The following is a 22,176-nucleotide window of genomic DNA, read 5'->3' as shown; positions in this document are numbered from 1 at the left end:
TATTACGCGCACCCACGTTCGAGGGGGGACCCTTAAAGTGACCACTCCGCCGCCTCAGGGCCAGAATCCCTACGCCCAGCAACCCACCGGGCCCACGGGGCAACAGGCAGGCTACCCGGGCGTCCCGCCGCAGCAGGCCGGCAACCCCGGCGTCCCGCCGCAGGGAGCCCCCTACGCACCATTCCCCAACCAGGGCGGTCCCGCCGCACCGCTGCCGCCGCAACCGGGCCCTGCGAAGCGTGGCGGCAAGAAGGCCATGCGCATCGTCGGCATCATCGTCGTGGCAGTCATCATCGGCGTCGTCAAGTTCGGCATAGGTTGGTTCATGAGCGAGACGGATGCGGAGAGCACATCGGTGGGCTCCTGCATGCACAATGCCGGCACCGACAGCAATGCCGACCTCAAGGAAGTCGACTGCTCCTCCAGCCAGGCCCAGTACAAGGTCGTCCAGAAGTTTGACGGCAGCAGCGACGAAAACAAGTGCCAGAACGTCGAGGCCGCGACGATCTCCTACATCCAGTCCGGCGGAGGCCACGACGTGGTGCTCTGCCTGAAGGAGACCAAGTAACACGTCGGGCAGCAGACGCCGAGGGGGCGATGTTTCACGTGAAACATCGCCCCCCTCGTCTTCCGTACATCTCCTCACCACGGGGTCATGTTTCACGTGAAACATGACCCCAACCCGTCTCAGCCCTGCTCGGCCCACCAGTCCTTGAGTGCCGCCACCGCGGCATCGTGCTCCATCGGGCCGTTCTCCAGCCGCAGCTCCAGCAAGAACGTGTAGGCCTGGCCGACAATCGGTCCCGGATCGACACCCAGGATCTCCATGATCTGGTTGCCGTCCAGATCGGGGCGGATCGCGTCCAGCTCCTCCTGCTCCTGGAGCTGGGCGATGCGCTCCTCCAGCCCGTCGTAGGCCCGGGAGAGCGCCGCCGCCTTGCGCTTGTTGCGGGTCGTGCAGTCGGACCGGGTCAGCTTGTGGAGGCGATCGAGGAGCGGACCTGCGTCACGCACATACCGGCGTACCGCGGAGTCCGTCCACTCACCGGCGCCGTAGCCGTGGAAGCGCAGATGAAGCTCGACCAGGCGTGCGACGTCCTTTACCAGGTCGTTGGGATACTTGAGCGTCATCATCCGCTTCTTGGCCATCTTGGCGCCGACCACCTCGTGGTGGTGGAAGGACACCCGACCGTCCTTCTCGAAGCGCCGCGTCCTCGGCTTCCCGATGTCATGGAGCAGCGCGGCGATCCGCAAGGTCAGATCGGGGCCGTTCTCCTCCAGTGCCATCGCCTGCTCCAGCACGATCAGCGTGTGGTCGTAGACGTCCTTGTGGCGATGGTGCTCATCACGTTCCAGCCGCAGCGCGGGAAGCTCCGGGATGACGCGATCAGCGAGCCCGGTCTCGACCAGCAGCCTCAGACCCTTGCGGGGGTGCGCGGAAAGGATCAGCTTGTTCAGCTCGTCCCGCACACGTTCGGCGGAGACGATCTCGATGCGCCCGGCCATCTCCTTCATGGCCTTGACGACCTCGGGGGCGACCTCAAAGTCCAGCTGAGCAGCGAAGCGGGCGGCCCGCAGCATGCGCAGCGGGTCGTCCGAGAACGATTCCTCGGGAGTCCCCGGGGTGCGGAGCACCCGGGTGGCAAGGTCGCCGAGACCACCGTACGGGTCGACGAACTTCTTCTCGGGCAGCACGACGGCCATCGCATTGACCGTGAAGTCGCGACGGACCAGATCCTCCGCCATGGAGTCGCCGTACGACACCTCGGGCTTGCGCGAGGTTCGGTCGTAGGACTCGGACCGGTAGGTCGTTACCTCGATCTGGAAGCCTTGAACAGCGTCTCCGACGCGAGCCTCCTTCTGCGCACCGACCGTACCGAAGGCGATACCCACGTCCCATGTGGCATCCGCCCACGGCCTCACGATCTTCAGGACATCCTCAGGGCGGGCGTCGGTCGTGAAGTCGAGATCATTGCCGAGACGCCCGAGCAGGGCATCGCGCACCGAGCCGCCGACCAGGGCCAGCGAGAACCCGGCGTCCTCGAAGCGACGGGCAAGATCGTCAGCGACAGGGGACACCCGCAGTAGTTCGCTCACCGCACGGCGTTGCACCTGACTCAGGGCACTGGGATTGTCTTCGTTGGCGTTCGGCACAGCAGAAAAGGGTACGTGGCCCGGACGCGGGAGGGCGCCTCCATTAAACGCCCACAAGCGCCCGGTGGACATGCGGAAACATCCCACCTAGATGTTTACTCGTATCTCAGCACATACAGGACAGCTGGACGCCCGGTTCCGATCTTGGGGCGCGGACCGTGGCACTTCCCTTCCGCGCGCATCGTTACCATGCGTGGACGCACATTCCGACGACCACTGACGACGAGGGACGGGCGAGCGCGTGGCCGAGGCGGCAGACTTCCAGGGGATGAGTCCCTCACCTGCCCATCGGTGGCTCCGGCGCACCGGAGCGCTCCTCGCGGGCGCGCCCCTGCTGGCCGGCCTGTTGCAGCTGCCCGCCGGCCCGGCCGCACACGCCTCCGAGAAGCGCTCCCCGGCGGCCGCCGGCGGATCCCGCACCGTCAGTGTCTCCCTCGACTCGCTGAGCCCCGATACGCCGACCGACGACGACACCCTGACGGTCTCCGGCACGGTCACCAACAACGGCAAGCAGCCCGTCACGGCCGCGCATGTAGGCCTGCGTGTCGACCCCACACCCCTGAACAGTCGGTCGGCCATCGACAGCGCGGCCGAGCGAACCGGGTACCGGCCGAGCGTCGACGGCTCCGAGCTGGGGGGCAAGTACGCCGCCGAGTTCGACAAGCTCACCCCGGGCGTCTCGCAGAACTTCAGCATCTCCGTCCCCGTCAAGGACCTGGACCTGGGTTCCGACGGGGTCTACCAGCTCGCCGTCTCGCTCTCCGGTCAGACCTCCGCGCAGCCGTACGAGCAGGTGCTCGGCATCCAGCGAACCTTCCTGCCCTGGCAGCCCGACGGCACCACGACCAAGACGAAGACGACGTTCCTGTGGCCGTTGATCTCCAACGTCCACATGACCGCGGAGACGCTCCCCAACCAGCAGCAGACACCCGTCTTCCAGAACGACGAACTGGCCCAGGAGCTCGCTCCGGGCGGCCGCCTCTCCCAGCTGCTGTCACTGGGCAAGGACCTGGACGTCACCTGGGTGATCGACCCGGACCTCCTCGCCTCGGTGGACGCGATGACGGGCAGCTACAGCGTCAAGGGCGAGGGTGACAAGGTCACGGCGGGCAAGAACCAGGCGGTCGCCAAGCAGTGGCTCTCCGAACTCGAGAAGGCGGTCCAGAACAAGGAGGTCGTAGCCCTCCCGTTCGCCGATCCGGACCTGGCCTCACTGGCCCACAACGGCAGGAACGTCACGGGCTCCCTGAGCCACCTCAAGGACGCCACGGATGTGGCCTCGAGCACGGTGGAGACCGTCCTCCACGTGAAACCCGACACGGACTTCGCCTGGCCCGTGAACGGTGCGATCGATCCGTCGATCGTGAAGGTCGCCACCTCCGCGGGTGCCGACAAGGTGATCGCCCGCAGCGACAGCCTCGAGGACGGCGACCTGTCCTACACTCCCACGGCCGCCCGCCCCATCGGCGGCGGAACGACGGCTGTGGTCACGGACGCCGGCCTGTCGACGGCATTCACGGGTGACCTGACCTCGGCCGCAAACTCCACCCTCGCCGTACAGGAGTTCCTCGCCCAGAGCCTGATGATCAACCTGCAGGAGCCGGACAAGGCCCGCAGCGTCGTCATCGCCCCCCAGCGGATGCCCTCCGCCGACCAGGCTCAGTCGATGGCGGAGGCGGTGAGGGCCCTCCAGGCAGCCGGCTGGTCGCAGTCCGCCGATCTGTCGGAGGCCGCCAGGGCCAAGCCGGATCCGAACGCCACCACCAAGGTGCCGTCCATGTCCCGCTACCCCTCGTCGCTGCGCAAGGCGGAGCTGCCCAAGTCGGCGTTCCAGCAGATCGAGGAGACCCAGGACAAGCTCGAGAGCTTCAAGGTGATCCTCAGCGACCCCTCCCGGGTCGCCACTCCCTTCGGACGGGCGATAGATCGCGCCGTATCCACCTCGTGGCGTCGGCACGCCACCGAGGCGTCGACATTCCGCCAGGGCGTGGAGGCGTACCTCGAGGTGCTCACCGGCCAGGTCCGGCTGATCCCGAAGTCAGAGACGAAGCTCTCCGGCCGCAGCGCCACGATCCCCGTCACGGTCCAGAACAACCTGATGCAAGGGGTCGACCGTCTGGTACTGCGACTCACCTCGCAGCAACCGACCCGTCTGAAGATCGGCAACGGCCCCTACTTCGAGCAGCCCATCACCGTCTCGGGCGGCCACAGCCAGTCCGTGAAGTTCACCACCACGGCCAACGCCAACGGCCGGGCCGCCGTCGTCGCCCAGCTTTTCACCGAGGACGGGCGGCCCTACGGCCCCGCCGTCACCTTCGATGTGAACGTCACCGAGATCACGCCCACGGTGATGCTGGTCATCGCCGGCGGCGTCCTGCTGCTGGTACTCGCCGGATTCCGCATGTACACCCAACGCAAGCGGCTGGCGGCACAGCAGGCCGAGGAGGAGCAGCAGGGCGACCCCGAGGGCCCGGACGCCGCCTCGGAAGAGGGGGGTCTGAACGGGGCCGCGGACGGGACCGTAGACACTGGGGACGGCGAAACCTCGGCGAAGGCACCTGTAAAGGAGTCGGATGCGGAGACCGGGGCAGACGACCCGGAGCAGCCGAGTGACCCGACACCGGACACCGCAACGGAAACCGCCGACCCGTCCGGCGCGGGTGAGAGAGTGGACCGTTGAGCGATGTCGTGGCCGGTGGGCCTGGTGACAATGAGGTGGGGTAACCATGAACGCGCCGTACGTCGGTGACCGCGGCCAGGGCGCCGCGGGCAGCCAGGGCTACCCCGAGAGCCCGCCGCCGCACGAGCCCGGTCAAGTGCCCGCGCAGCCCCCGGCGGACATGTACCTCCAGGACGCCTACGACCAGGATCCCTACCGCTCACAGGGCCTCTCCGCCCAGGACCCGGTGACCGAGGCGCTCTATGACCGCGCCGCCCACCCGCCGCCACCCCCGGGCACGTACCAGCCGCAGCAGCCCTTCTACGCGCAGCCCCCGGCATCGCAGTACGCCCCCGACCCACGTGTGTGGGCACAGCCACCGGCGCCGGAGCCGGAGGGTCCCTCTCAGTACCTTCCGTACAGTGACGATCCCCGCGCGACGCAGTTCGTGGGAGTTGACGACCTGGTCACCCAGGCCGGCGAGGAGCGCCACGAGCCGGACGCCTTCGCCCACCTCTACCGGGACCAGCAGCAGGGCGGTGGTCAGCCCTACGTGGAGCGGCCGACCGCTCCCGGCGCGACCACCGCGCCGCCGCCCGGCCAGGGCCCGGCGGGACAGTACCCGGGCCAGGCCCACACTGCCCCCGCGTCGCCGATGGCCGGGCCGTATGCTCCGGGGCCCACCCCGGTGGCACCGGGCGCGGCCTACGCATCTGCGCCGGCCTCCGCTCCGGAGCCGGCCCCCGCACCTGCGGCGAAGACGGCCGGGCGGGCCTCCGGCCTGCTCAAGTCCAGCGCCGTCATGGCTGCCGGCACCATGGTCTCCCGCCTCACCGGCTTCATCCGCTCCGCGCTGATCGTGTCCGCGCTGGGGCTCGGTCTTCTCGGCGACTCGTTCCAGGTCGCCTACCAGCTCCCGACGATGATCTACATCCTCACCGTCGGCGGCGGCCTCAACTCCGTCTTCGTGCCGCAGCTCGTCCGCGCGATGAAGGAGGACGACGGAGGCGAGGCGTACGCCAACCGACTGCTGACGCTGGTCATGGTGGCACTGGGTCTGCTGACCGCACTGGCGATGCTCGGTGCACCCCTCCTGGTCCGTGTCCTGTCCGTCCCCGTGGCCAACGACCCGGCCGCCAACGAGGTCGCCGTCACCTTCACCCGCTACTTCCTGCCCTCGATCTTCTTCATGGGCATCCATGTGGTGATGGGGCAGATCCTGAACGCGCGTGGCAAGTTCGGCGCGATGATGTGGACCCCGGTCCTCAACAACATCGTGATCATCGTGACGCTCGGCGCTTTCATCTGGGTCTACGGCACCGCCGCCGACTCCGGGATGACCGTCCACTCCATCCCGCCGGAGGGCGAGCGGCTCCTCGGCATCGGTGTCCTGCTGGGACTGGTCGTCCAGGCCCTGGCGATGATCCCCTACCTCGGGGAGACCGGCTTCCGCCTCCGGCTGCGCTTCGACTGGAAGGGGCACGGCCTGGGCAAAGCCGCGATGCTCGCCAAGTGGACGGTCCTGTTCGTCCTCGCCAACCAGGCGGGCGCCTTGGTCGTCACCCAGCTGTCCACGGCCTCGGGCAAGGCTTCTCCCGTCAAGGGCACCGGCTTCGCCGCCTACGCCAACGCCCAGCTGATCTGGGGCCTGCCTCAGGCGATCATCACCGTCTCCCTGATGGCCGCTCTGCTGCCGCGGATCTCGCGCTCGGCCGCCGAGGGCGACGGCGGGGCCGTCCGGGACGACATCTCCCAGGGCCTGCGCACCACGGCCGTCGCGATCGTGCCGATTGCCTTCGGGTTCCTCTCGCTCGGCATCCCGATGTGCACCCTGATCTTCGGCTCCTCCGGCACCGGTGCAGCCACCAACATGGGCTACATGCTGATGGCCTTCGGCCTCGGTCTGATCCCGTACTCGGTGCAGTACGTCGTGCTCCGCGCCTTCTACGCGTACGAGGACACCCGCACCCCCTTCTACAACACGGTCATCGTGGCCGCTGTGAACGCGAGTGCTTCGGCCGTCTGCTACTTCGTGCTCCCGGCTCGCTGGGCCGTGGTCGGAATGGCGGCCTCGTACGGCCTGGCGTACGCGATCGGTGTCGGCGTCGCCTGGGCCCGGCTGCGCAAGCGGCTGGGCGGCGACCTGGACGGCGCACGGGTGGTGCGGACATACGCACGCCTGGGAATCGCCTCGGTGCCGGCCGCTCTGCTGAGCGGTGCGGCCTGCTACGGAATCGGCCGCACGCTGGGACAGGGCGTCGGCGGCTCGTTCGCCGCCCTGCTCAGTGGTGGCGCACTGCTTCTCGGTGTCTTCTACGTCGCCGCACGGAAGATGCGCATCGAGGAACTCAACTCAATGGTCGGCATGGTCCGCGGGCGCCTGGGGCGCTGAGGCGGGGGTACGCGCACAACCATCGTTCGTCGCCGTGTGTCGTGCATTGCGACGGACTGTGGGCACAATTGGTTTCTGCGTCGGTCAGCGCGCAACGGATGGGGAGGCAGGAACGACGGTGGCGGAACGGAGCACGGCTGCCGTCGACGTGGCAGACAACAGCGGCGACGAGCCGCTGACCGCCAAGGCGGACCAGTCCACGTCCGACGGGGCGACCCAGGACCGGGAGCAGGACACGGACAACGACGAGGCACACGGGAACGGTGCGACCGAGCGTCTCGGGAAGACCTCGCCGCTCGAGTTGCACAGCGGCCATAAGCTCGCCAGACGCTACCGCCTCGAGGAGTGCGTCACCCGTCTGGACGGATTCAGCAGCTGGCGTGCTGTGGACGAGAAGCTCCGACGTGCCGTCGGGGTGCACATCCTTCCCGCGGACCATGCACGGGCCCGTTCCGTGCTGGCCGCGGCACGCTCCTCGGCGTTGCTCGGCGACCCCCGCTTCGTACAGGTCCTGGACGCCGTCGAGGAGAACGACGTCGTCTACGTGGTCCACGAGTGGCTGCCCGACGCCACCGAGCTGACCACGCTGCTCGCCTCCGGACCGCTGGAGGCGCACGACGCCTACCAGATGGTCACCCAGGTCTCCCAGGCGATGGCCGCCGCCCACCGTGAGGGCCTCTCCCATCTGCGCCTGACCCCGGGCACTGTCCTTCGCACCTCCTCGGGTCAGTGGCGCATCCGCGGTCTGGCCGTGAACGCCGCACTGCGCGGCATCGGCTCGGACACCCCGCAGCGCACGGACACGGAGGCCATCGGCGCGCTCCTCTATGCCGCTCTCACCCAGCGCTGGCCGTACGACGACGACGCCTACGGCCTGTCCGGACTCCCCAAGGGTGTCGGCCTCATCGCACCCGACCAGGTCCGTGCCGGTGTCCACCGCGGTCTGTCCGAGCTCTCCATGCGCGCACTGGCCAACAACGGGGCCACCGCGTCCCGCCACGAGACCGCGTGCACCACGCCCGAGGAACTGGTGAAGGCGATCGGGGACATGCCTCGCGTCCGCCCGCCGGAGCCCGCATTCGCGGCCCCGCCCGAGTACCAGCGCACGACCTACCAGCAGGGCACCTACGGCCGCTCCACGGCCCGCCCGGGCGTCGCCCAGCCCGTGCCGACGCCGCCGCCCCCGCTGCAGAGCCCCACCGGCAAGGCCCTCAAATGGGTCGTGTCCGCTCTGCTGATCGTGGCGCTGGGGCTGGGGAGCTGGCAGCTGGCCGACGCGCTCATGGACCAGGGCGACAAGTCCAACGACACGCACCAGACGCAGACGACGGACGGGAACGACAAGAACGGCGGCAAGCCGATTCCTGCCGGGCCTCTCAAGATCCAGGGCTCACGCGAGTATGTCGCCAGTGGCGATGCCCAGGCACCTGAGGATGTCGCCAAGACCTACGACGGCGACAGTTCCACGTACTGGCGGACCAAGCGCTACAACGACGGGCCGGCATTGGCGCCCTACAAGCCCGGCGTGGGCATCGTCTACGACCTCGGCTCGGCCAAGGAGATCACAACCGCGTCGATAGGGCTCCGGTACTCCGGCGACCACACGACGGTCCATCTCTACGCCACGGATTCGCTGACGCCCTCGACGGGGGTCGACGGGATGAAGGAGATCGGAACCGCCACCACAAGCGGGGACTCTCTCACGGTGAAGACGAAGAAGACGGTGAAGACCCAGTACGTGCTGCTGTGGATCACGGATGTGCCGAGCGCGCCCAGTGACGGCTACAGCAGTGCCGGCTTCAAGCAGGCCATCACCGACGTGAAGTTCACGGGCTGAGCAACACGCTGAGGGAGGGGGTCCGATGGCTCGTGAGTCCGAATACGGCGATACCAGCGACCAGGACCTCCTCGCCCGTCATGTAGAGGGCGACCCCGACGCCTTCGGCGAACTCGTACGGCGCCACCGCGACCGTCTCTGGGCCGTGGCGCTCAGGACGCTGGGAGACCGCGAAGAGGCCGCTGACGCCGTCCAGGACGCCCTCGTCTCCGCGTACCGGGCCGCCCACACCTTTCGCGGCCGGTCGGCCGTCACCACCTGGCTGCACCGGATCACGGTGAACGCCTGCCTGGACCGCGCCCGCAAGGCGGCCTCCAGGAAGACCTCACCGGTCGACGACGCGGAGCGGCTGGAGCAGTTGCTGGAGCCACACGAGTCGGCTTCCGCTCCTGCCGAGCGCAATGATCTCCACCGTGAACTACTGGAGGCCCTGGGCACCCTGCCTGCCGACCAGCGGGCGGCCCTCGTTCTGGTGGACATGCAGGGCTACCCGGTAGTGGAGGCCGCCCGCATTCTCGACGTACCGACCGGGACGGTGAAGAGCCGCTGTGCCCGGGGCAGAGCCAGACTGCTACCGCTGCTGACCCATCTGCGTACGGAGGGCGGCGGCAAAGACCGAAAGTCGGGCGACGGACGGAACCGGGCGCAGGGGACGTCCGTCCCACCCGCAGCGGGACCACAGGATGTAGGGCCAAGCGATTCAGCTGCTGTGAAGGGCGGAGGTGGGCGAGCGTGACATCCACGACCGACACAGCCGGGCACCCGGACGTCGAGGAGCTCTCCGACCTCAGCGAAGGTCTTCTCCCGCCGACCCGCACCGCGGATGTGCGACGGCACCTGGCGGACTGTGCTCTCTGCTCGGAGGTGTACGACTCCCTCGAAGAGATCCGAGGCCTCCTGGGCACGGTGCCGGAGCCCCCGCGTATGCCGGACGACGTGGCGGAGCGGATCGACGCGGCCCTGGCCTCCCACGCTCTGCTGGACGCGATGACACCCGCCACCGTGGCCACTCCCCAGGGCGGTCCGGTCGCCGCACATGTTTCACGTGAAACATCGCCCGCTTCCGCATCCGACCGCCCTTCGGGCCACGCCACCGCGGCCACCGGACCGGGGTGCTCAAGGCGAACGCGCCGAAGCGGCCCCAGGACCGTCGCCCTGGCCGCCGTTTTCACGGCCGCGGCCCTGGGGGTGGGCACCTTGCTCGTCCAGACCCTGGGCAACGACTCGGGCAAGAGTCCACCGACGGCTGCTGAGGCCCAGACGGACGCTGCGCACACCTACTCCGAGGGCACATTGCAAGGCCAAGTGGTGAAGCTGCTCGATGAGGGGCAGACCGGAAGCGGCCACCCCGAGAACACCAAGCCCTGGGGCATCCAGTCCGCAGACGGCAACACGGGGTCGTCGGCCATGGGCACCGACAAGACGCTCCGCGGCACCAGCGTCACCGTGCCGAGTTGCGTCGAGCAAGCCATTCGGACGAATCAGGCCGTCCTCGCTGCCGACGAGGGCGTCTACCAGGGGACCGTCGTCTATCTCGTCGTCACCCGCGACGCCTCCGACAGCACCCGGGTCACCGCCTTTATCGTCGACGCGGCATGTGTGAAGCAGGCCTCGGCCTCGCCCGGCAAGGTGCTGCTGACCCACTCGTACGCCCGCTCCTGAAGCATCCACCGTCTGACGGCTCCTGCCTCGGTAGCGCTTGGAATCCGTGTACGGTGACGCGTCTGCGTGTGCCCGGACACGGTGGGAATGCGGGCCCCTTAGGATCCGTTGGGTGGGGTGAGAGTACAGAGAGAGCCTCCACCGAGTAGCAGCCAGACTCCAGAGACGAGGAATCAAGCCGTGAGCGACGTCCGTAACGTGATCATCATCGGCTCCGGCCCCGCCGGCTACACGGCAGCGCTCTACACCGCGCGCGCGTCGCTGAAGCCGTTGGTGTTCGAGGGTGCCGTCACCGCGGGCGGTGCGCTGATGAACACCACCGAGGTGGAGAACTTCCCTGGCTTCCAGGACGGAATCATGGGCCCGGAGCTCATGGACAACATGCGCGCCCAGGCAGAGCGCTTCGGTGCCGAGCTCCTTCCGGACGACATCGTCTCTGTCGACCTCACCGGTGAGATCAAGACCGTCACCGACACCGCCGGCACGGTCCACAAGGCGAAAGCCGTCATCGTCGCCACCGGCTCTCAGCACCGGAAGCTGGGGCTGCCCAACGAGGACGCACTGTCCGGGCGCGGTGTCTCCTGGTGTGCCACCTGTGATGGCTTCTTCTTCAGGGACCAGGACATCGCCGTGATCGGCGGCGGGGACACCGCAATGGAAGAGGCCACCTTCCTCTCCCGGTTCGCCAAGTCCGTGACGATCATCCACCGCCGTGACACCCTGCGGGCCTCCAAGGCGATGCAGGACCGCGCCTTCGCCGACCCGAAGATCAAGTTCGTCTGGGACAGCGAGGTCGCCGAGATCAAGGGCGACCCGAAACTGGAGAGTCTGACGCTGCGGAACCTGAAGAGCGGGGAGCTCACCGAGCTGCCGGTGACCGGCCTGTTCATCGCGATCGGTCACGACCCGCGCACCGAGCTCTTCAAGGGCCAGCTCAACCTCGACGGGGAGGGCTACCTCAAGGTGGACGCCCCCTCGACCCGGACCAACTTGACCGGAGTCTTCGGCGCCGGCGACGTCGTCGACCACACATACCGCCAGGCGATCACCGCGGCAGGCACAGGTTGCTCCGCCGCCCTTGACGCCGAGCGCTTCCTCTCGGCTCTCGCGGACAGCGAGCAGCAGGCCGAGCCCGAGAAGACCACCGTTTGACCCTTCCCTTCCTCCCATCGCATCACCGAGTTAAGGAGCCCGCCGTGGCCGGCACCCTGAAGAACGTGACCGACGACTCCTTCGAGCAGGACGTCCTCAAGAGCGACAAGCCCGTCCTGGTGGACTTCTGGGCCGCCTGGTGCGGTCCGTGCCGTCAGATCGCGCCGTCGCTCGAGGCGATCGCCACCGAGTACGGCGACAAGATCGAGATCGTCAAGCTCAACATCGATGAGAACCCGGCCACCGCCGCCAAGTACGGTGTCATGTCGATCCCAACCCTGAACGTGTACCAGGGCGGCGAGGTCGCCAAGACCATTGTCGGCGCCAAGCCGAAGGCCGCCATCGTCCGCGACCTCGAGGACTTCATCGCCGAGTAAGAAGGCGGCGCCGCTGAGCCAAGGCGGCGATGTTTCACGTGAAACACGAATGGGCCAGCCCCCCAAGGGGCTGGCCCATTCGTATGGGGAGAGCAGGGCGAGGGCCGCGCTCAGAAGCTCACAGCGGCCGCAGCGCGGGTTCCTTCTGTACGGCCCCCAGGAGGCGGTCCAGCGCCAGCTCGACGTCCTCCTTCCAGGAGAGCGTCGTGCGCAGCTCCAGCCTCAACCGGGGGTACGTCGGATGCGGGCGTACCGTCTTGAAGCCCACTGCCAGGAGATGATCGGCGGGCAGGAGGCACGCAGGTTCCTTCCAGCGCGCGTCGCCGAACGCCTCGATCGCCTTGAAACCTCGACGCAGCAGATCCTTGGCAACCGTCTGGACCATCACCCGGCCGAGCCCCTGCCCCTGATACCCGGGCATGATGAAGGCGGTCATCAACTGAACGGCATCCGAGGACACCGGGCTCGTGGGAAATGCGGTGGACCGTGGGACGTAGGCGGGGGGTGCGTACAGCACGAATCCCACCGGTACATCGTCCACGTAGACCACCCGGCCGCAGGATCCCCAGTCGAGCAGGACGGCCGAGATCCACGCCTCTTTCTCCAGCGCGGACGTGCCGGTCCTTACCGCTGCTTCACCGCTGACGGGATCCAGCTCCCAGAAGACACACGCCCGACAACGATGGGGAAGGTCCGGAAGGTTGTCCAGCGTGAGCGGTACGAGCCGACGCCCCATGAAGGCAGTTCCTCGCTTCCTTCGCCCGCAGCATCGCGGGCGGCTGTCAGAGTGCTCCGCTCCCTGAGCATGCTGCCGACGAACCCGCCGACCGCTCCCAGGCCCAGGCCCGCAGTCACCAGTCCGGTACGGCTCATGGTTCGCAAGGCCCCCGCCTCCCCGATGAAGGTGCCGCCAGGTGGATGCGCCATACCCGAACGCATCGTATCCATGATGCGATTCCATCGATACCGCCTGAAAGCAAAGAGCGGGCCGTGTTCCGGTACACACCGGACACAGCCCGCTCTGACGGTCGACAGCACAGAATCCGTCATGCCACCCGTCGGCTCAGTCCTCCAGCTCCTCCGAGTCATCATCCAGCAGACTCCGCTGAAGCACCGGACCCTCGCCCGGTGCAAGCGAGCCCAGGATCCGCTCCAAGTCCTCCATCGAGGCGAACTCGACGGTGATCTTGCCCTTCTTCTGCCCGAGGTCGACCTTCACCCGAGTCTCGAAGCGGTCCGACAGTCGTGTCGCCAGATCGCTCAGCGCGGGGGAAACCCGGCCACCAGCGCGCGGTCCCTTGGAACGCGGAGCGCTCTGCGGTCGTGATCCCATCAGTGTGACGATCTCTTCGACAGCCCGCACGGACAGCCCCTCGGCCACGATCCGATGGGCCAGCCGGTCCTGCTCCTCCGAGTCTTCGACGGACAGCAGGGCTCGGGCGTGGCCGGCCGACAGTACTCCCGCGGCGACCCGGCGCTGGACCGCCGGCGACAGCTTCAGCAGCCGCAGCGTGTTGGAGACCTGTGGGCGGGACCGGCCGATGCGGTCCGCCAGCTGATCATGAGTGCAGTTGAAGTCCTTGAGGAGCTGGTCGTAGGCGGCCGCCTCTTCCAGCGGATTCAGCTGGGTCCGGTGCAAGTTCTCCAGAAGAGCGTCCAGGAGGAGCTTCTCGTCCTCCGTGGCCCGCACGATCGCCGGGATGAACTCAAGACCGGCCTCACGGCAGGCCCGCCAGCGGCGCTCGCCCATGATGAGCTCGTAGCGCGAAGGACCGACCTGTCGCACCACGATGGGCTGCAGAAGGCCGACTTCTTTGATAGAGGTGATCAGTTCGGCGAGCGCGTCCTCGTCGAACACCTCTCGGGGCTGCCGCGGGTTCGGCGTGATGGAGTCGAGGGGCAGCTCGGCGAAATGGGCACCGAGCGGCGGCGCGGATGTCTCCGCGGCACTGCCCGTCGACGGCTCCTCGGTTTCATATGAAACAGGAGGGAGCGTGGTCACCTTCGCGGCGGCCACCCCCCGGTCCGTCGTCAACACGGGCACCGCCGTCGAAGAGCCGGACACACTGCCGCTCCCCGCACCCGGCGTCGCCGTCTTTTCCCCTGTCGGGGCAGCAGGGATCAGCGCGCCGAGACCACGGCCCAACCCCCTCCGTCGCTCGCTCACTGGATCCCCTCCACCATGCTCTGTTCCGTCTGGGCGCCGAGGTGGGCCTGCTGCTCGTCGTAGTGGACGCCAACACCCCTCAGCGCAATTTCACGTGCCGCCTCAAGATACGACAGAGCGCCACTCGACCCTGGATCGTAGGTCAGCACCGTCTGCCCATAACTCGGGGCCTCGGAAATGCGGACCGAGCGCGGGATGCTCGTCCTCAGCACCTCGTCACCGAAGTGGGTCCGGACCTCTTCCGCGACCTGGGACGCCAGCCGCGTCCGTCCGTCGTACATGGTGAGCAGGATGGTCGACACATGCAGGGCGGGGTTGAGGTGCCCCCGGACCAGATCGACGTTCCGCAGCAGTTGGCCCAAGCCCTCCAGTGCGTAGTACTCACACTGGATAGGGATGAGCACCTCCTGTCCGGCGACCAATGCGTTGACCGTCAACAGGCCCAGGGAGGGCGGACAGTCGATGAGGACGTAGTCCAGAGGCTGCTCGTAGGACTGGATCGCCCGTTCAAGTCGGCTCTCCCGCGCCACCAGGGACACCAACTCGATCTCCGCACCGGCGAGATCGATCGTGGCAGGCGCGCAGAAGAGACCTTCGACATCGGGGACAGGTTGGACGACCTCAGCGAGCGGCTTGCTCTCCACCAACACGTCATAGATGGAGGGGACTTCGGCGTGATGGTCGATTCCCAGCGCAGTGGACGCATTGCCCTGAGGGTCAAGGTCGATCACCAGAACCCGGCCACCATGCAGGGCAAGCGATGCCGCAAGGTTGACTGTCGTCGTGGTCTTGCCCACCCCACCCTTCTGGTTGGCGACCACAATGACACGGGTCTGCTCGGGTCGCGGCAGGCCTTCGCCGGCGCGCCCCAGTGCCTCCACCGCAAGTTGGGCAGCACGACCGATGGGAGTGTCGTCCATCGGGGGCGGTGTTTCACGTGAAACATCGTCCCCCATCGACTCGGTACGGGGACCGGGGACCGGATCGGTCATCGGTCCCGCGATGTTGGCGTCGGACCGCAAGGATTCACTCTCCTCGACTTCAAGCTCGCAATGAACAGAGCCTCCCATGCCTTCGGGGTCGTGAACCAGTGAGGTCTGGCCTTCTGTGGAGAAATCCACCTCTGTGGACAACTCTGAGCCCTCCACGGGGGATAAAACCCCGTGCCTGGACGGTTCACCGAGGGATCCGAGGGGCTTGCGATCGCGGGGTTCGGCCGCAGCCCGGCCGCGACTGATGATGCCGTGGAGCAGTGAGCGACGTTTCACGTGAAACACGATGCACAGCAGCCCCGGCTTGGACTCTGCGACACTCCGAGATGCATGGGTTTGGCAGCTTGTGTGGCGTACGACTGGTGGTCGGGACGGATGAGTCCCTCACTCCGGCAACCTGATCAAGCAACCAGTCATCGACGCCGGCGAGTCCGGCCTGTCCGGGCCGCCTTCGCCCGTTTGGCCGCGAAGCGCACCCCGCCGGGGCTCTCGCCGACCTCAACGCGGACCACGGTCGAGAGCGGATCCACAATCCCCTCGCCGACATGCAGGATGGACGTCTCCACGGCGCCGAGCTTGGTCAGTGCGGTGGCAGCGCTCTTCAGCTCCTCTTCCGCGGTGTCGCCCTTGAGGGCGAGCATTTCGCCGTAGGGGCGCAACAGAGGAATGCCCCAGGCGGCCAGGCGGTCCAGAGGGGCCACGGCGCGTGCGGTCACGACTTGGACCGGAGGCAGCTGACCCATGACCTCCTCGGCGCGGCCACGGACGACCGTCACATGATCGAGGCCCAGCAGTTCGACAACCTCCGTAAGGAAGTTCGTCCGACGCAGCAGAGGCTCGAGCAACGTGATCTTCAGGTCCTCCCGGACGAGCGCGAGCGGGATGCCCGGCAGTCCAGCGCCGGAGCCCACGTCGCACACGCTCACGCCGTCGGGGACAACCTCCGAGAGCACCGCGCAGTTCAGCAGGTGCCGTTCCCACAGCCGGGGCACTTCCCGTGGGCCGATCAGACCGCGCTGCACACCTGCCTCGGCGAGCAGCTCCGCATAGCGGACCGCGTCCGCGAAGCGATCGCCGAACACCTCGGCCGCCTGCTCGGGCGCAGGGGGAAGCTCTGCTGCCTCCGTCACGAGGACCGTCCTTCCGTACCGCATGAGCGCACTGAGCGCAGACCACCAGAACTATCAGGGACCACTGACTGCCTTCACCGCAGCCGTGAGGGACTACCAGGCTGACAAAGTTCGGCCCCGCCTGCGCAACAGACGGGGCCGGGGGAACGTGTATGGACCGGATCAGGCGGGAAGCACGACGACGAAGCGCTGCGGCTCCTCGCCCTCCGACTCGCTGCGCAGACCCGCGGCCTTGACCGCGTCGTGCACCACCTTGCGCTCGAAGGGCGTCATCGGCTTGAGCTTCACGGGCTCACCGGTGTTCTTGACGTCGGCCGCCGCCTTGGCACCGATCTCCGAGAGCTCGGCACGCTTCTTGGCACGGTAGCCCGCGATGTCCAGCATCAACCGGCTGCGATCGCCGGTCTCCCGGTGCACCGCCAGGCGTGTGAGCTCCTGGAGCGCCTCCAGCACCTCGCCGTCCCGGCCGACCAGCTTCTGCAGGTCACGGCCGCCCGTTTCGTTGATGATCGACACGGACGCCCGGTCGGCCTCGACGTCCATGTCGATGTCGCCGTCAAGATCGGCGATGTCCAGCAGACCCTCAAGGTAGTCCGCCGCGATCTCGCCCTCCTGCTCCAGGCGGGTCAGGGTGTCTGCACCCTCGGCAGCGGCGGAGGTGGTGCCTTCCGTCACGGGATGGACTCCTTCTTACTTCTTGGACGGGGACTTGGGCCGCTGCGGACCCTTGCGCTGGCCGGACTGGGCCCTGCTACGGGTGCTGCTACCGGGCTTGGGTGTCGCCTTCCCGGTGCCACCCGTCTGCTGAGCGTCCTGCGGCTCGTCGGATTTGCTCAGCGACAATGACGAGGAAGGCTGCTCCTCGGAGCCGCTTGCCGGCTTGGCGCCACCGGACTGGCGCTGAGCCTTGGACTGCCGCTTGGGCTGCTGACGCCGGGGAGCGGCAGTGGTGGGCGTACCGTCTTCGACGGTGGCGACGGCCGCGGCCTCGCTCTTCCCCACGGTGCCGTCGGCCTGCGCTGCCAGGCCCGCCTTGGTCAGACCGTTGATGAACTTCCGCTCGAACTCGTTGCGGTCACGGCCCTTGGCGACGATGGCTTTGACGATGGTCTTCTCACGCCGGTTTCGGGTCTCGCCGTGGTGCGTCACGTGCTTGTGCAGACGCTCCAGGTACGCGGCCTGGGCCTTGGAACCGGGGGTCGGGTTGTTGTGGATCACGTACATCTGCTGGCCCATGGTCCACACGTTGGTGGTCAGCCAGTAGACGAGGACACCGACCGGGAAGTTGATACCGAAGACGGCGAACATGACGGGGAAGACGTACATCAGCATCTTCTGCTGCTGCATGAACGGCGTCTTCACCGTGGTGTCGACGTTCTTCGTCATCAGCTGGCGTTGCGTGTAGAACTGGGACGCCGACATCAGGACGATCATGATCGCGGTGATCACCCGGACATCGGTCAGCGAGGCACCGAGCGCCGCGACCTTGTCCGCGCCGTCCGTGAACTTCGCTGCCAGCGGGGCGCCGACGATGTGCGCCTTACGGGCGCTGGCGAGCAGCTGATCGTCGATGACGCCGATCGTCTTGCCCGTCGCGATGCCGTTGAGCACGTGGTAGAGGGCGAAGAAGAACGGGGACTGCGCCAGGATGGGAAGGCACGAGGAGAGCGGGTTGGTACCCGACTCCTTGTACAGCTTCATCATCTCTTCGGACTGGCGCTGCTTGTCGTTCTTGTAGCGCTCCTGGATCTTCTTCATCTCGGGCTGCAGCGTCTGCATGGCCCGGGTCGCCTTGATCTGCTTCACGAAGAGCGGGATGAGGCAGATACGGATCAGGATCACGAGGGACACGATGGACAGGCCCCACGCCCAACCCGTGTCGGGACCGAAGATCTCCCCGTACACCGAGTGGAATTGGACGATGACCCAGGAAACCGGTGTCGTGATGAAGCTGAAGAGGCTGGCAATCGTGTCCACTAATCATGCTCCTTGGGCATGGGACGAGGTCTCTGCGGCCGGGCTCGAGGGAATCCTGTCCCCTTCGATGGCCGGTTCGGCGGCGGAGGGCCCGCCCTTGCGTGCACGCCAGGCGTCGCGCAGCATTTCGTGCCACCGCGGGCGCTTGCGTGGTGGGACATGGTCCACACCACCCAGCGACCACGGGTTGCACCGCAGGATGCGCCAGGCGGTGAGTGCCGTTCCCTTGATCGCACCGTGCCGGTCTATGGCCGTGTAGCCGTAGTGGGAACACGACGGGTAGTACTTGCACACCGGACCGAGCAGTGGACTGATCGTCCACTGATAGAGCTTGATCAGAGCCAGCAGCGGGTACTTCACCGCGCGCTCCCTCCTCCCAGCAGCCGTTGGAGAGCGGCATCCAGGTCTCGGGCCAGCTGTGCTTGGTCGGCGTCACCCGCACCGGGTAGCGCTCGTACGACTACCAGGCTACCGGGGGGCAACAGTGCTACTCGGTCGCGCATCAGATGACGAAGCCTGCGCTTCACCTTGTTGCGTACGACCGCTCCACCCACGGTCTTGCTCACGACGAAACCCGCACGCGTCGGGGGAGCGCTCTCCCCAGGCGCATGCGGGTCCGTTGCACCGCTGCGAAGGTGGACGACGAGAAGCGGGCGTCCGGCCCGGCGTCCTCGGCGTACCACGGTCGCGAAGTCCTCGCGCCGCCTCAGCCGATGCTCGGTAGGCAGCACGACGTCATGCCTGTACGCGATCAGGCGGACAGGCGGGCGCGACCCTTGCCACGGCGGGACGCCAGGATGGCGCGGCCGGCACGGGTGCGCATACGCAGCCGGAAGCCGTGGGTCTTCGCGCGACGACGGTTGTTCGGCTGGAAGGTGCGCTTGCTCACTCGGGGGCTCCAGTAATGATTCGGTGGTTGGCGGGGTGTCGCCTGGCTGTCACCGTGCGCCCACGAGTAGCTCGCATTACGCCCGAGTGCACCGCTTCCCGATCACCGAAATGTGCCCTGGTGGGGACACTGGTGCGTGATCTGTGCCCATCGGAGGCAGGCGGCAGCAGCCATCGACAACTCGACCTGGTTACGGTACGCGCGGCTACGCCATCCGGTCAAACCAACGGCCCGTGGGAGACACTTGTCCACAGGCTGGGGACAACAACTTGAACCGTACCGGCCGCCCTGACTACCGTGGCTGGACTCCGATTCGTTCCCTTATCCCTGCCCCACCCGATTTACATCCCGACCCGTCCCGCAACCACACGTTCGTGGGACCTGTGAGAGAGCGTGCCCTGTGGCTGACCTACCTGCCGATCTTGCCGCAGTGTGGCCACGAGTGCTCGAGCAGCTTCTCGGTGAGGGGCACGGACCGGGTGTCGAGGCCAAGGACGAGCACTGGATCAAGCGCTGCCAGCCGCTGGCGCTGGTCGCCGACACCGCCCTGCTCGCCGTTCCCAACGAGTTCGCGAAGGGCGTCCTGGAAGGCCGGCTCGCGCCCGTTGTCAGTGACACGCTGAGCCGCGAGTGCGGCCGCCCGATCCGCATCGCGATCACCGTCGACGACTCCGTCGGCGAACCGCCGGCCCCGCCCGCCCAGCCGCGCTACGAGGAGCCCGAGCTCACCCCGCCCCAGGGGCGCGACCCGTACGACGGCCAGGGCGCCTATGAGGGATACGGCCGTCACCGTGCGGACGATCACCGCACGGGCCGTTCCGACCAGCTACCGGCCGGACCCGGTGACCAGCTGCCCACCGCCCGTCCCGCCTACCCGAGCGAGTACCAGCGTCCGGAGCCCGGCGCCTGGCCCCGCCCGCCGCAGGACGACTACGGCTGGCAGCAGCAGCGCCTCGGCTTCCCGGACCGCGACCCGTACGCGACGCCGAGCCCGGACTATCGCGGACAGACGCTGTCCCGTTCGCCGTACGAACAGCAGCGCCCGGACTACGACAGCGCACGCCCCGATTACGAGCAGCAGCGCTCCGGCCGGCACGAGCTCCCCGAGCAGCCCTCCGGCGATGGCCATGGGCACCGGGGCGGCCCGGTCCCGGGTCCCACCACCGGAGCGCCCGGCCCGCTGGCCGCACAACCGGCACCGGCGGCCGGCCCCGGCGAGCCCACCGCGCGCCTCAACCCGAAGTACCTCTTCGACACCTTCGTCATCGGTGCCTCGAACCGCTTCGCGCACGCGGCCGCGGTCGCCGTCGCCGAGGCGCCGGCCAAGGCGTACAACCCCCTCTTCATCTATGGGGAGTCGGGGCTCGGCAAGACGCACCTGCTGCATGCGATCGGGCACTACGCGCGCAGCCTCTACCCGGGCACGCGCGTGCGCTATGTGAGCTCGGAGGAGTTCACCAACGAGTTCATCAACTCCATCCGCGACGGCAAGGCGGACGCGTTCCGCAAGCGCTACCGCGACATGGACATCCTTCTCGTCGACGACATCCAGTTCCTGGCGCAGAAGGAGTCGACGCAGGAGGAGTTCTTCCACACCTTCAACACGCTCCACAACGCCAACAAGCAGATCGTGCTCTCCTCGGACCGGCCGCCCAAGCAGCTGATCACCCTGGAGGACCGGCTGCGCAATCGCTTCGAGTGGGGCCTGATCACCGACGTCCAGCCGCCCGAGCTGGAGACGCGCATCGCGATCCTGCGCAAGAAGGCGGTGCAGGAGCAGCTCAACGCCCCGCCGGAGGTCCTGGAGTTCATCGCCTCCCGTATCTCGCGCAACATTCGCGAGCTGGAGGGCGCGCTGATCCGGGTGACGGCGTTCGCGTCGCTCAACCGTCAGCCCGTGGATCTCGGTCTGACGGAGATCGTCCTCAAGGATCTGATCCCGGGCGGCGAGGACTCGGCCCCCGAGATCACCGCGACCGCGATCATGGCGGCCACCGCGGACTACTTCGGGCTGACGGTGGAGGACCTGTGCGGGACCTCGCGGGGCCGTGCCCTGGTCACCGCGCGGCAGATCGCCATGTACCTGTGCCGCGAGCTGACGGATCTGTCGCTGCCGAAGATCGGCGCGCAGTTCGGCGGCCGCGACCACACGACGGTCATGCACGCCGATCGCAAGATCCGTGCGCTGATGGCCGAGCGGCGCTCCATCTACAACCAGGTGACCGAGCTGACGAACCGCATCAAGAACGGCTGAGACCGCACCCACGCGGCACCGCAGACGCCCTCGGGAACCTTCCCGAGGGCGTCCTTCGCTGTCCGCGACCGCACAACGGGTGCCGTGCGCCGTTCTCGGCACGACGCACGGCACGCCCGGGCTCCTCCCCATCCCTTCGCACAGGACGCCCTCCTTCGCTGCCAGAACCAGGCTCGGTGGAAGCCCGCCGCCGCTCCTCGTCCACACGCTGAAGAAGCCCCCGGCCGTTCCCCATCTCACGTCCTGAGGGAGTCCACAGCCCTCTCCCGGCCCAGCACGGCGAACTCGGTCACCCTCTCCCGGGCCGCAGGCCGGACACCCGGTGTTCGAATACCTGGCGGGTTACGGCCACTCTCCACAGATCAGGCGACTTTCTTCCGTCCACATCCTGGGGACCGCGGAGTTGTCCAGACGATGTCCACAGGCTGCCCTGTCGAAGAGCGATCGGCCCAGCTCAGCCACCTGTGGATTGGTGGACGGACGATCTCCACAGGCTGTGGAGAAAACGAAGATCCACAGCCTGTGGGCGAAGTT

The 22,176-nt window shown here is 67.6% G+C and carries 19 protein-coding genes; 9 read left to right on the top strand and 10 right to left on the bottom strand.

Going from position 1 to position 22,176, the window contains the following annotated elements; genetic code table 11:
- Nucleotides 1-37: 37 nt before the first annotated feature.
- Complete coding sequence (locus tag VXC91_RS02830) at nucleotides 38-568, top strand: LppU/SCO3897 family protein (protein WP_329504807.1); 531 nt, start codon at nucleotides 38-40, stop codon at nucleotides 566-568.
- 119 nt (nucleotides 569-687) lie between these two features.
- On the opposite strand, the gene VXC91_RS02825 is transcribed toward VXC91_RS02830, so the two are convergent.
- Nucleotides 688-2,154, bottom strand: a complete 1,467-nt coding sequence (locus VXC91_RS02825; protein ID WP_329504806.1) for a CCA tRNA nucleotidyltransferase — start codon at nucleotides 2,152-2,154, stop codon at nucleotides 688-690.
- A gap of 241 nt (nucleotides 2,155-2,395) precedes the next feature.
- Between VXC91_RS02825 and VXC91_RS02820 the strand changes: the two genes are divergently transcribed.
- From VXC91_RS02820 to trxA, 7 genes are all read left to right on the top strand, one after another.
- The gene (locus VXC91_RS02820) at nucleotides 2,396-4,834 is read left to right on the top strand and encodes a DUF6049 family protein (RefSeq protein ID WP_329504804.1); all 2,439 of its coding nucleotides are present in this window, start codon (nucleotides 2,396-2,398) and stop codon (nucleotides 4,832-4,834) included.
- A gap of 46 nt (nucleotides 4,835-4,880) precedes the next feature.
- Nucleotides 4,881-7,205, top strand: a complete 2,325-nt coding sequence (gene murJ / locus VXC91_RS02815) for a murein biosynthesis integral membrane protein MurJ (protein WP_329504803.1) — start codon at nucleotides 4,881-4,883, stop codon at nucleotides 7,203-7,205.
- Nucleotides 7,206-7,323: 118 nt separating this feature from the next.
- Nucleotides 7,324-9,042 (top strand): protein kinase family protein, encoded by a 1,719-nt coding sequence (locus VXC91_RS02810; protein ID WP_329504802.1) that lies wholly within the window; start codon nucleotides 7,324-7,326, stop codon nucleotides 9,040-9,042.
- Nucleotides 9,043-9,067: 25 nt separating this feature from the next.
- The gene (sigM, locus tag VXC91_RS02805) at nucleotides 9,068-9,778 is read left to right on the top strand and encodes an RNA polymerase sigma factor SigM (protein ID WP_329504800.1); all 711 of its coding nucleotides are present in this window, start codon (nucleotides 9,068-9,070) and stop codon (nucleotides 9,776-9,778) included.
- Complete coding sequence (locus tag VXC91_RS02800) at nucleotides 9,775-10,704, top strand: anti-sigma factor family protein (protein ID WP_329504798.1); 930 nt, start codon at nucleotides 9,775-9,777, stop codon at nucleotides 10,702-10,704. The genes sigM and VXC91_RS02800 overlap by 4 nt, the downstream gene beginning before the upstream one ends.
- Nucleotides 10,705-10,884: 180 nt before the next feature.
- On the top strand, nucleotides 10,885-11,856 hold the full coding sequence (gene trxB, locus VXC91_RS02795) for a thioredoxin-disulfide reductase (RefSeq protein ID WP_329504796.1): 972 nt from the start codon (nucleotides 10,885-10,887) through the stop codon (nucleotides 11,854-11,856).
- 44 nt (nucleotides 11,857-11,900) lie between these two features.
- Entirely contained in the window at nucleotides 11,901-12,233 is a 333-nt protein-coding gene (trxA, locus tag VXC91_RS02790; protein WP_329504794.1) for a thioredoxin, read from the top strand.
- Nucleotides 12,234-12,351: 118 nt separating this feature from the next.
- On the opposite strand, the gene VXC91_RS02785 is transcribed toward trxA, so the two are convergent.
- The 9 genes from VXC91_RS02785 to rpmH form a co-directional block, all read right to left on the bottom strand.
- Nucleotides 12,352-12,969: a GNAT family N-acetyltransferase gene (locus tag VXC91_RS02785; RefSeq protein ID WP_329504793.1), complete on the bottom strand. Its 618-nt coding sequence runs from the start codon at nucleotides 12,967-12,969 to the stop codon at nucleotides 12,352-12,354.
- A gap of 327 nt (nucleotides 12,970-13,296) precedes the next feature.
- Nucleotides 13,297-14,400 (bottom strand): ParB/RepB/Spo0J family partition protein, encoded by a 1,104-nt coding sequence (locus VXC91_RS02780; protein WP_329504791.1) that lies wholly within the window; start codon nucleotides 14,398-14,400, stop codon nucleotides 13,297-13,299.
- A complete protein-coding gene (locus tag VXC91_RS02775) occupies nucleotides 14,397-15,470 on the bottom strand; it encodes a ParA family protein (RefSeq protein ID WP_329504827.1) in 1,074 nt (357 codons plus the stop codon). Before VXC91_RS02775 ends, VXC91_RS02780 begins: the two co-directional genes overlap by 4 nt.
- A gap of 335 nt (nucleotides 15,471-15,805) precedes the next feature.
- Nucleotides 15,806-16,522 (bottom strand): 16S rRNA (guanine(527)-N(7))-methyltransferase RsmG, encoded by a 717-nt coding sequence (gene rsmG / locus VXC91_RS02770; RefSeq protein WP_329504789.1) that lies wholly within the window; start codon nucleotides 16,520-16,522, stop codon nucleotides 15,806-15,808.
- A gap of 162 nt (nucleotides 16,523-16,684) precedes the next feature.
- A complete protein-coding gene (locus VXC91_RS02765) occupies nucleotides 16,685-17,197 on the bottom strand; it encodes a Jag family protein (protein ID WP_329504787.1) in 513 nt (170 codons plus the stop codon).
- Between the two features lie 15 nt (nucleotides 17,198-17,212).
- Nucleotides 17,213-18,499, bottom strand: a complete 1,287-nt coding sequence (yidC, locus tag VXC91_RS02760) for a membrane protein insertase YidC (protein ID WP_329504785.1) — start codon at nucleotides 18,497-18,499, stop codon at nucleotides 17,213-17,215.
- Between the two features lie 3 nt (nucleotides 18,500-18,502).
- Entirely contained in the window at nucleotides 18,503-18,859 is a 357-nt protein-coding gene (gene yidD, locus VXC91_RS02755) for a membrane protein insertion efficiency factor YidD (protein WP_329504783.1), read from the bottom strand.
- Nucleotides 18,856-19,230, bottom strand: a complete 375-nt coding sequence (rnpA, locus tag VXC91_RS02750) for a ribonuclease P protein component (protein WP_329504781.1) — start codon at nucleotides 19,228-19,230, stop codon at nucleotides 18,856-18,858. Before rnpA ends, yidD begins: the two co-directional genes overlap by 4 nt.
- Nucleotides 19,231-19,250: 20 nt before the next feature.
- Nucleotides 19,251-19,388: a 50S ribosomal protein L34 gene (gene rpmH, locus VXC91_RS02745; protein ID WP_003949374.1), complete on the bottom strand. Its 138-nt coding sequence runs from the start codon at nucleotides 19,386-19,388 to the stop codon at nucleotides 19,251-19,253.
- Nucleotides 19,389-19,788: 400 nt separating this feature from the next.
- Between rpmH and dnaA the strand changes: the two genes are divergently transcribed.
- Entirely contained in the window at nucleotides 19,789-21,642 is a 1,854-nt protein-coding gene (gene dnaA / locus VXC91_RS02740) for a chromosomal replication initiator protein DnaA (RefSeq protein WP_329504779.1), read from the top strand.
- Nucleotides 21,643-22,176 lie beyond the last annotated feature (534 nt).

The organism is Streptomyces chiangmaiensis, from assembly GCF_036281785.1.
Lineage (GTDB): Bacteria > Actinomycetota > Actinomycetes > Streptomycetales > Streptomycetaceae > Streptomyces > Streptomyces chiangmaiensis.
Note: the sequence above shows the minus strand (reverse complement) of the source record. Positions and strands in the feature narration are given on the sequence as shown.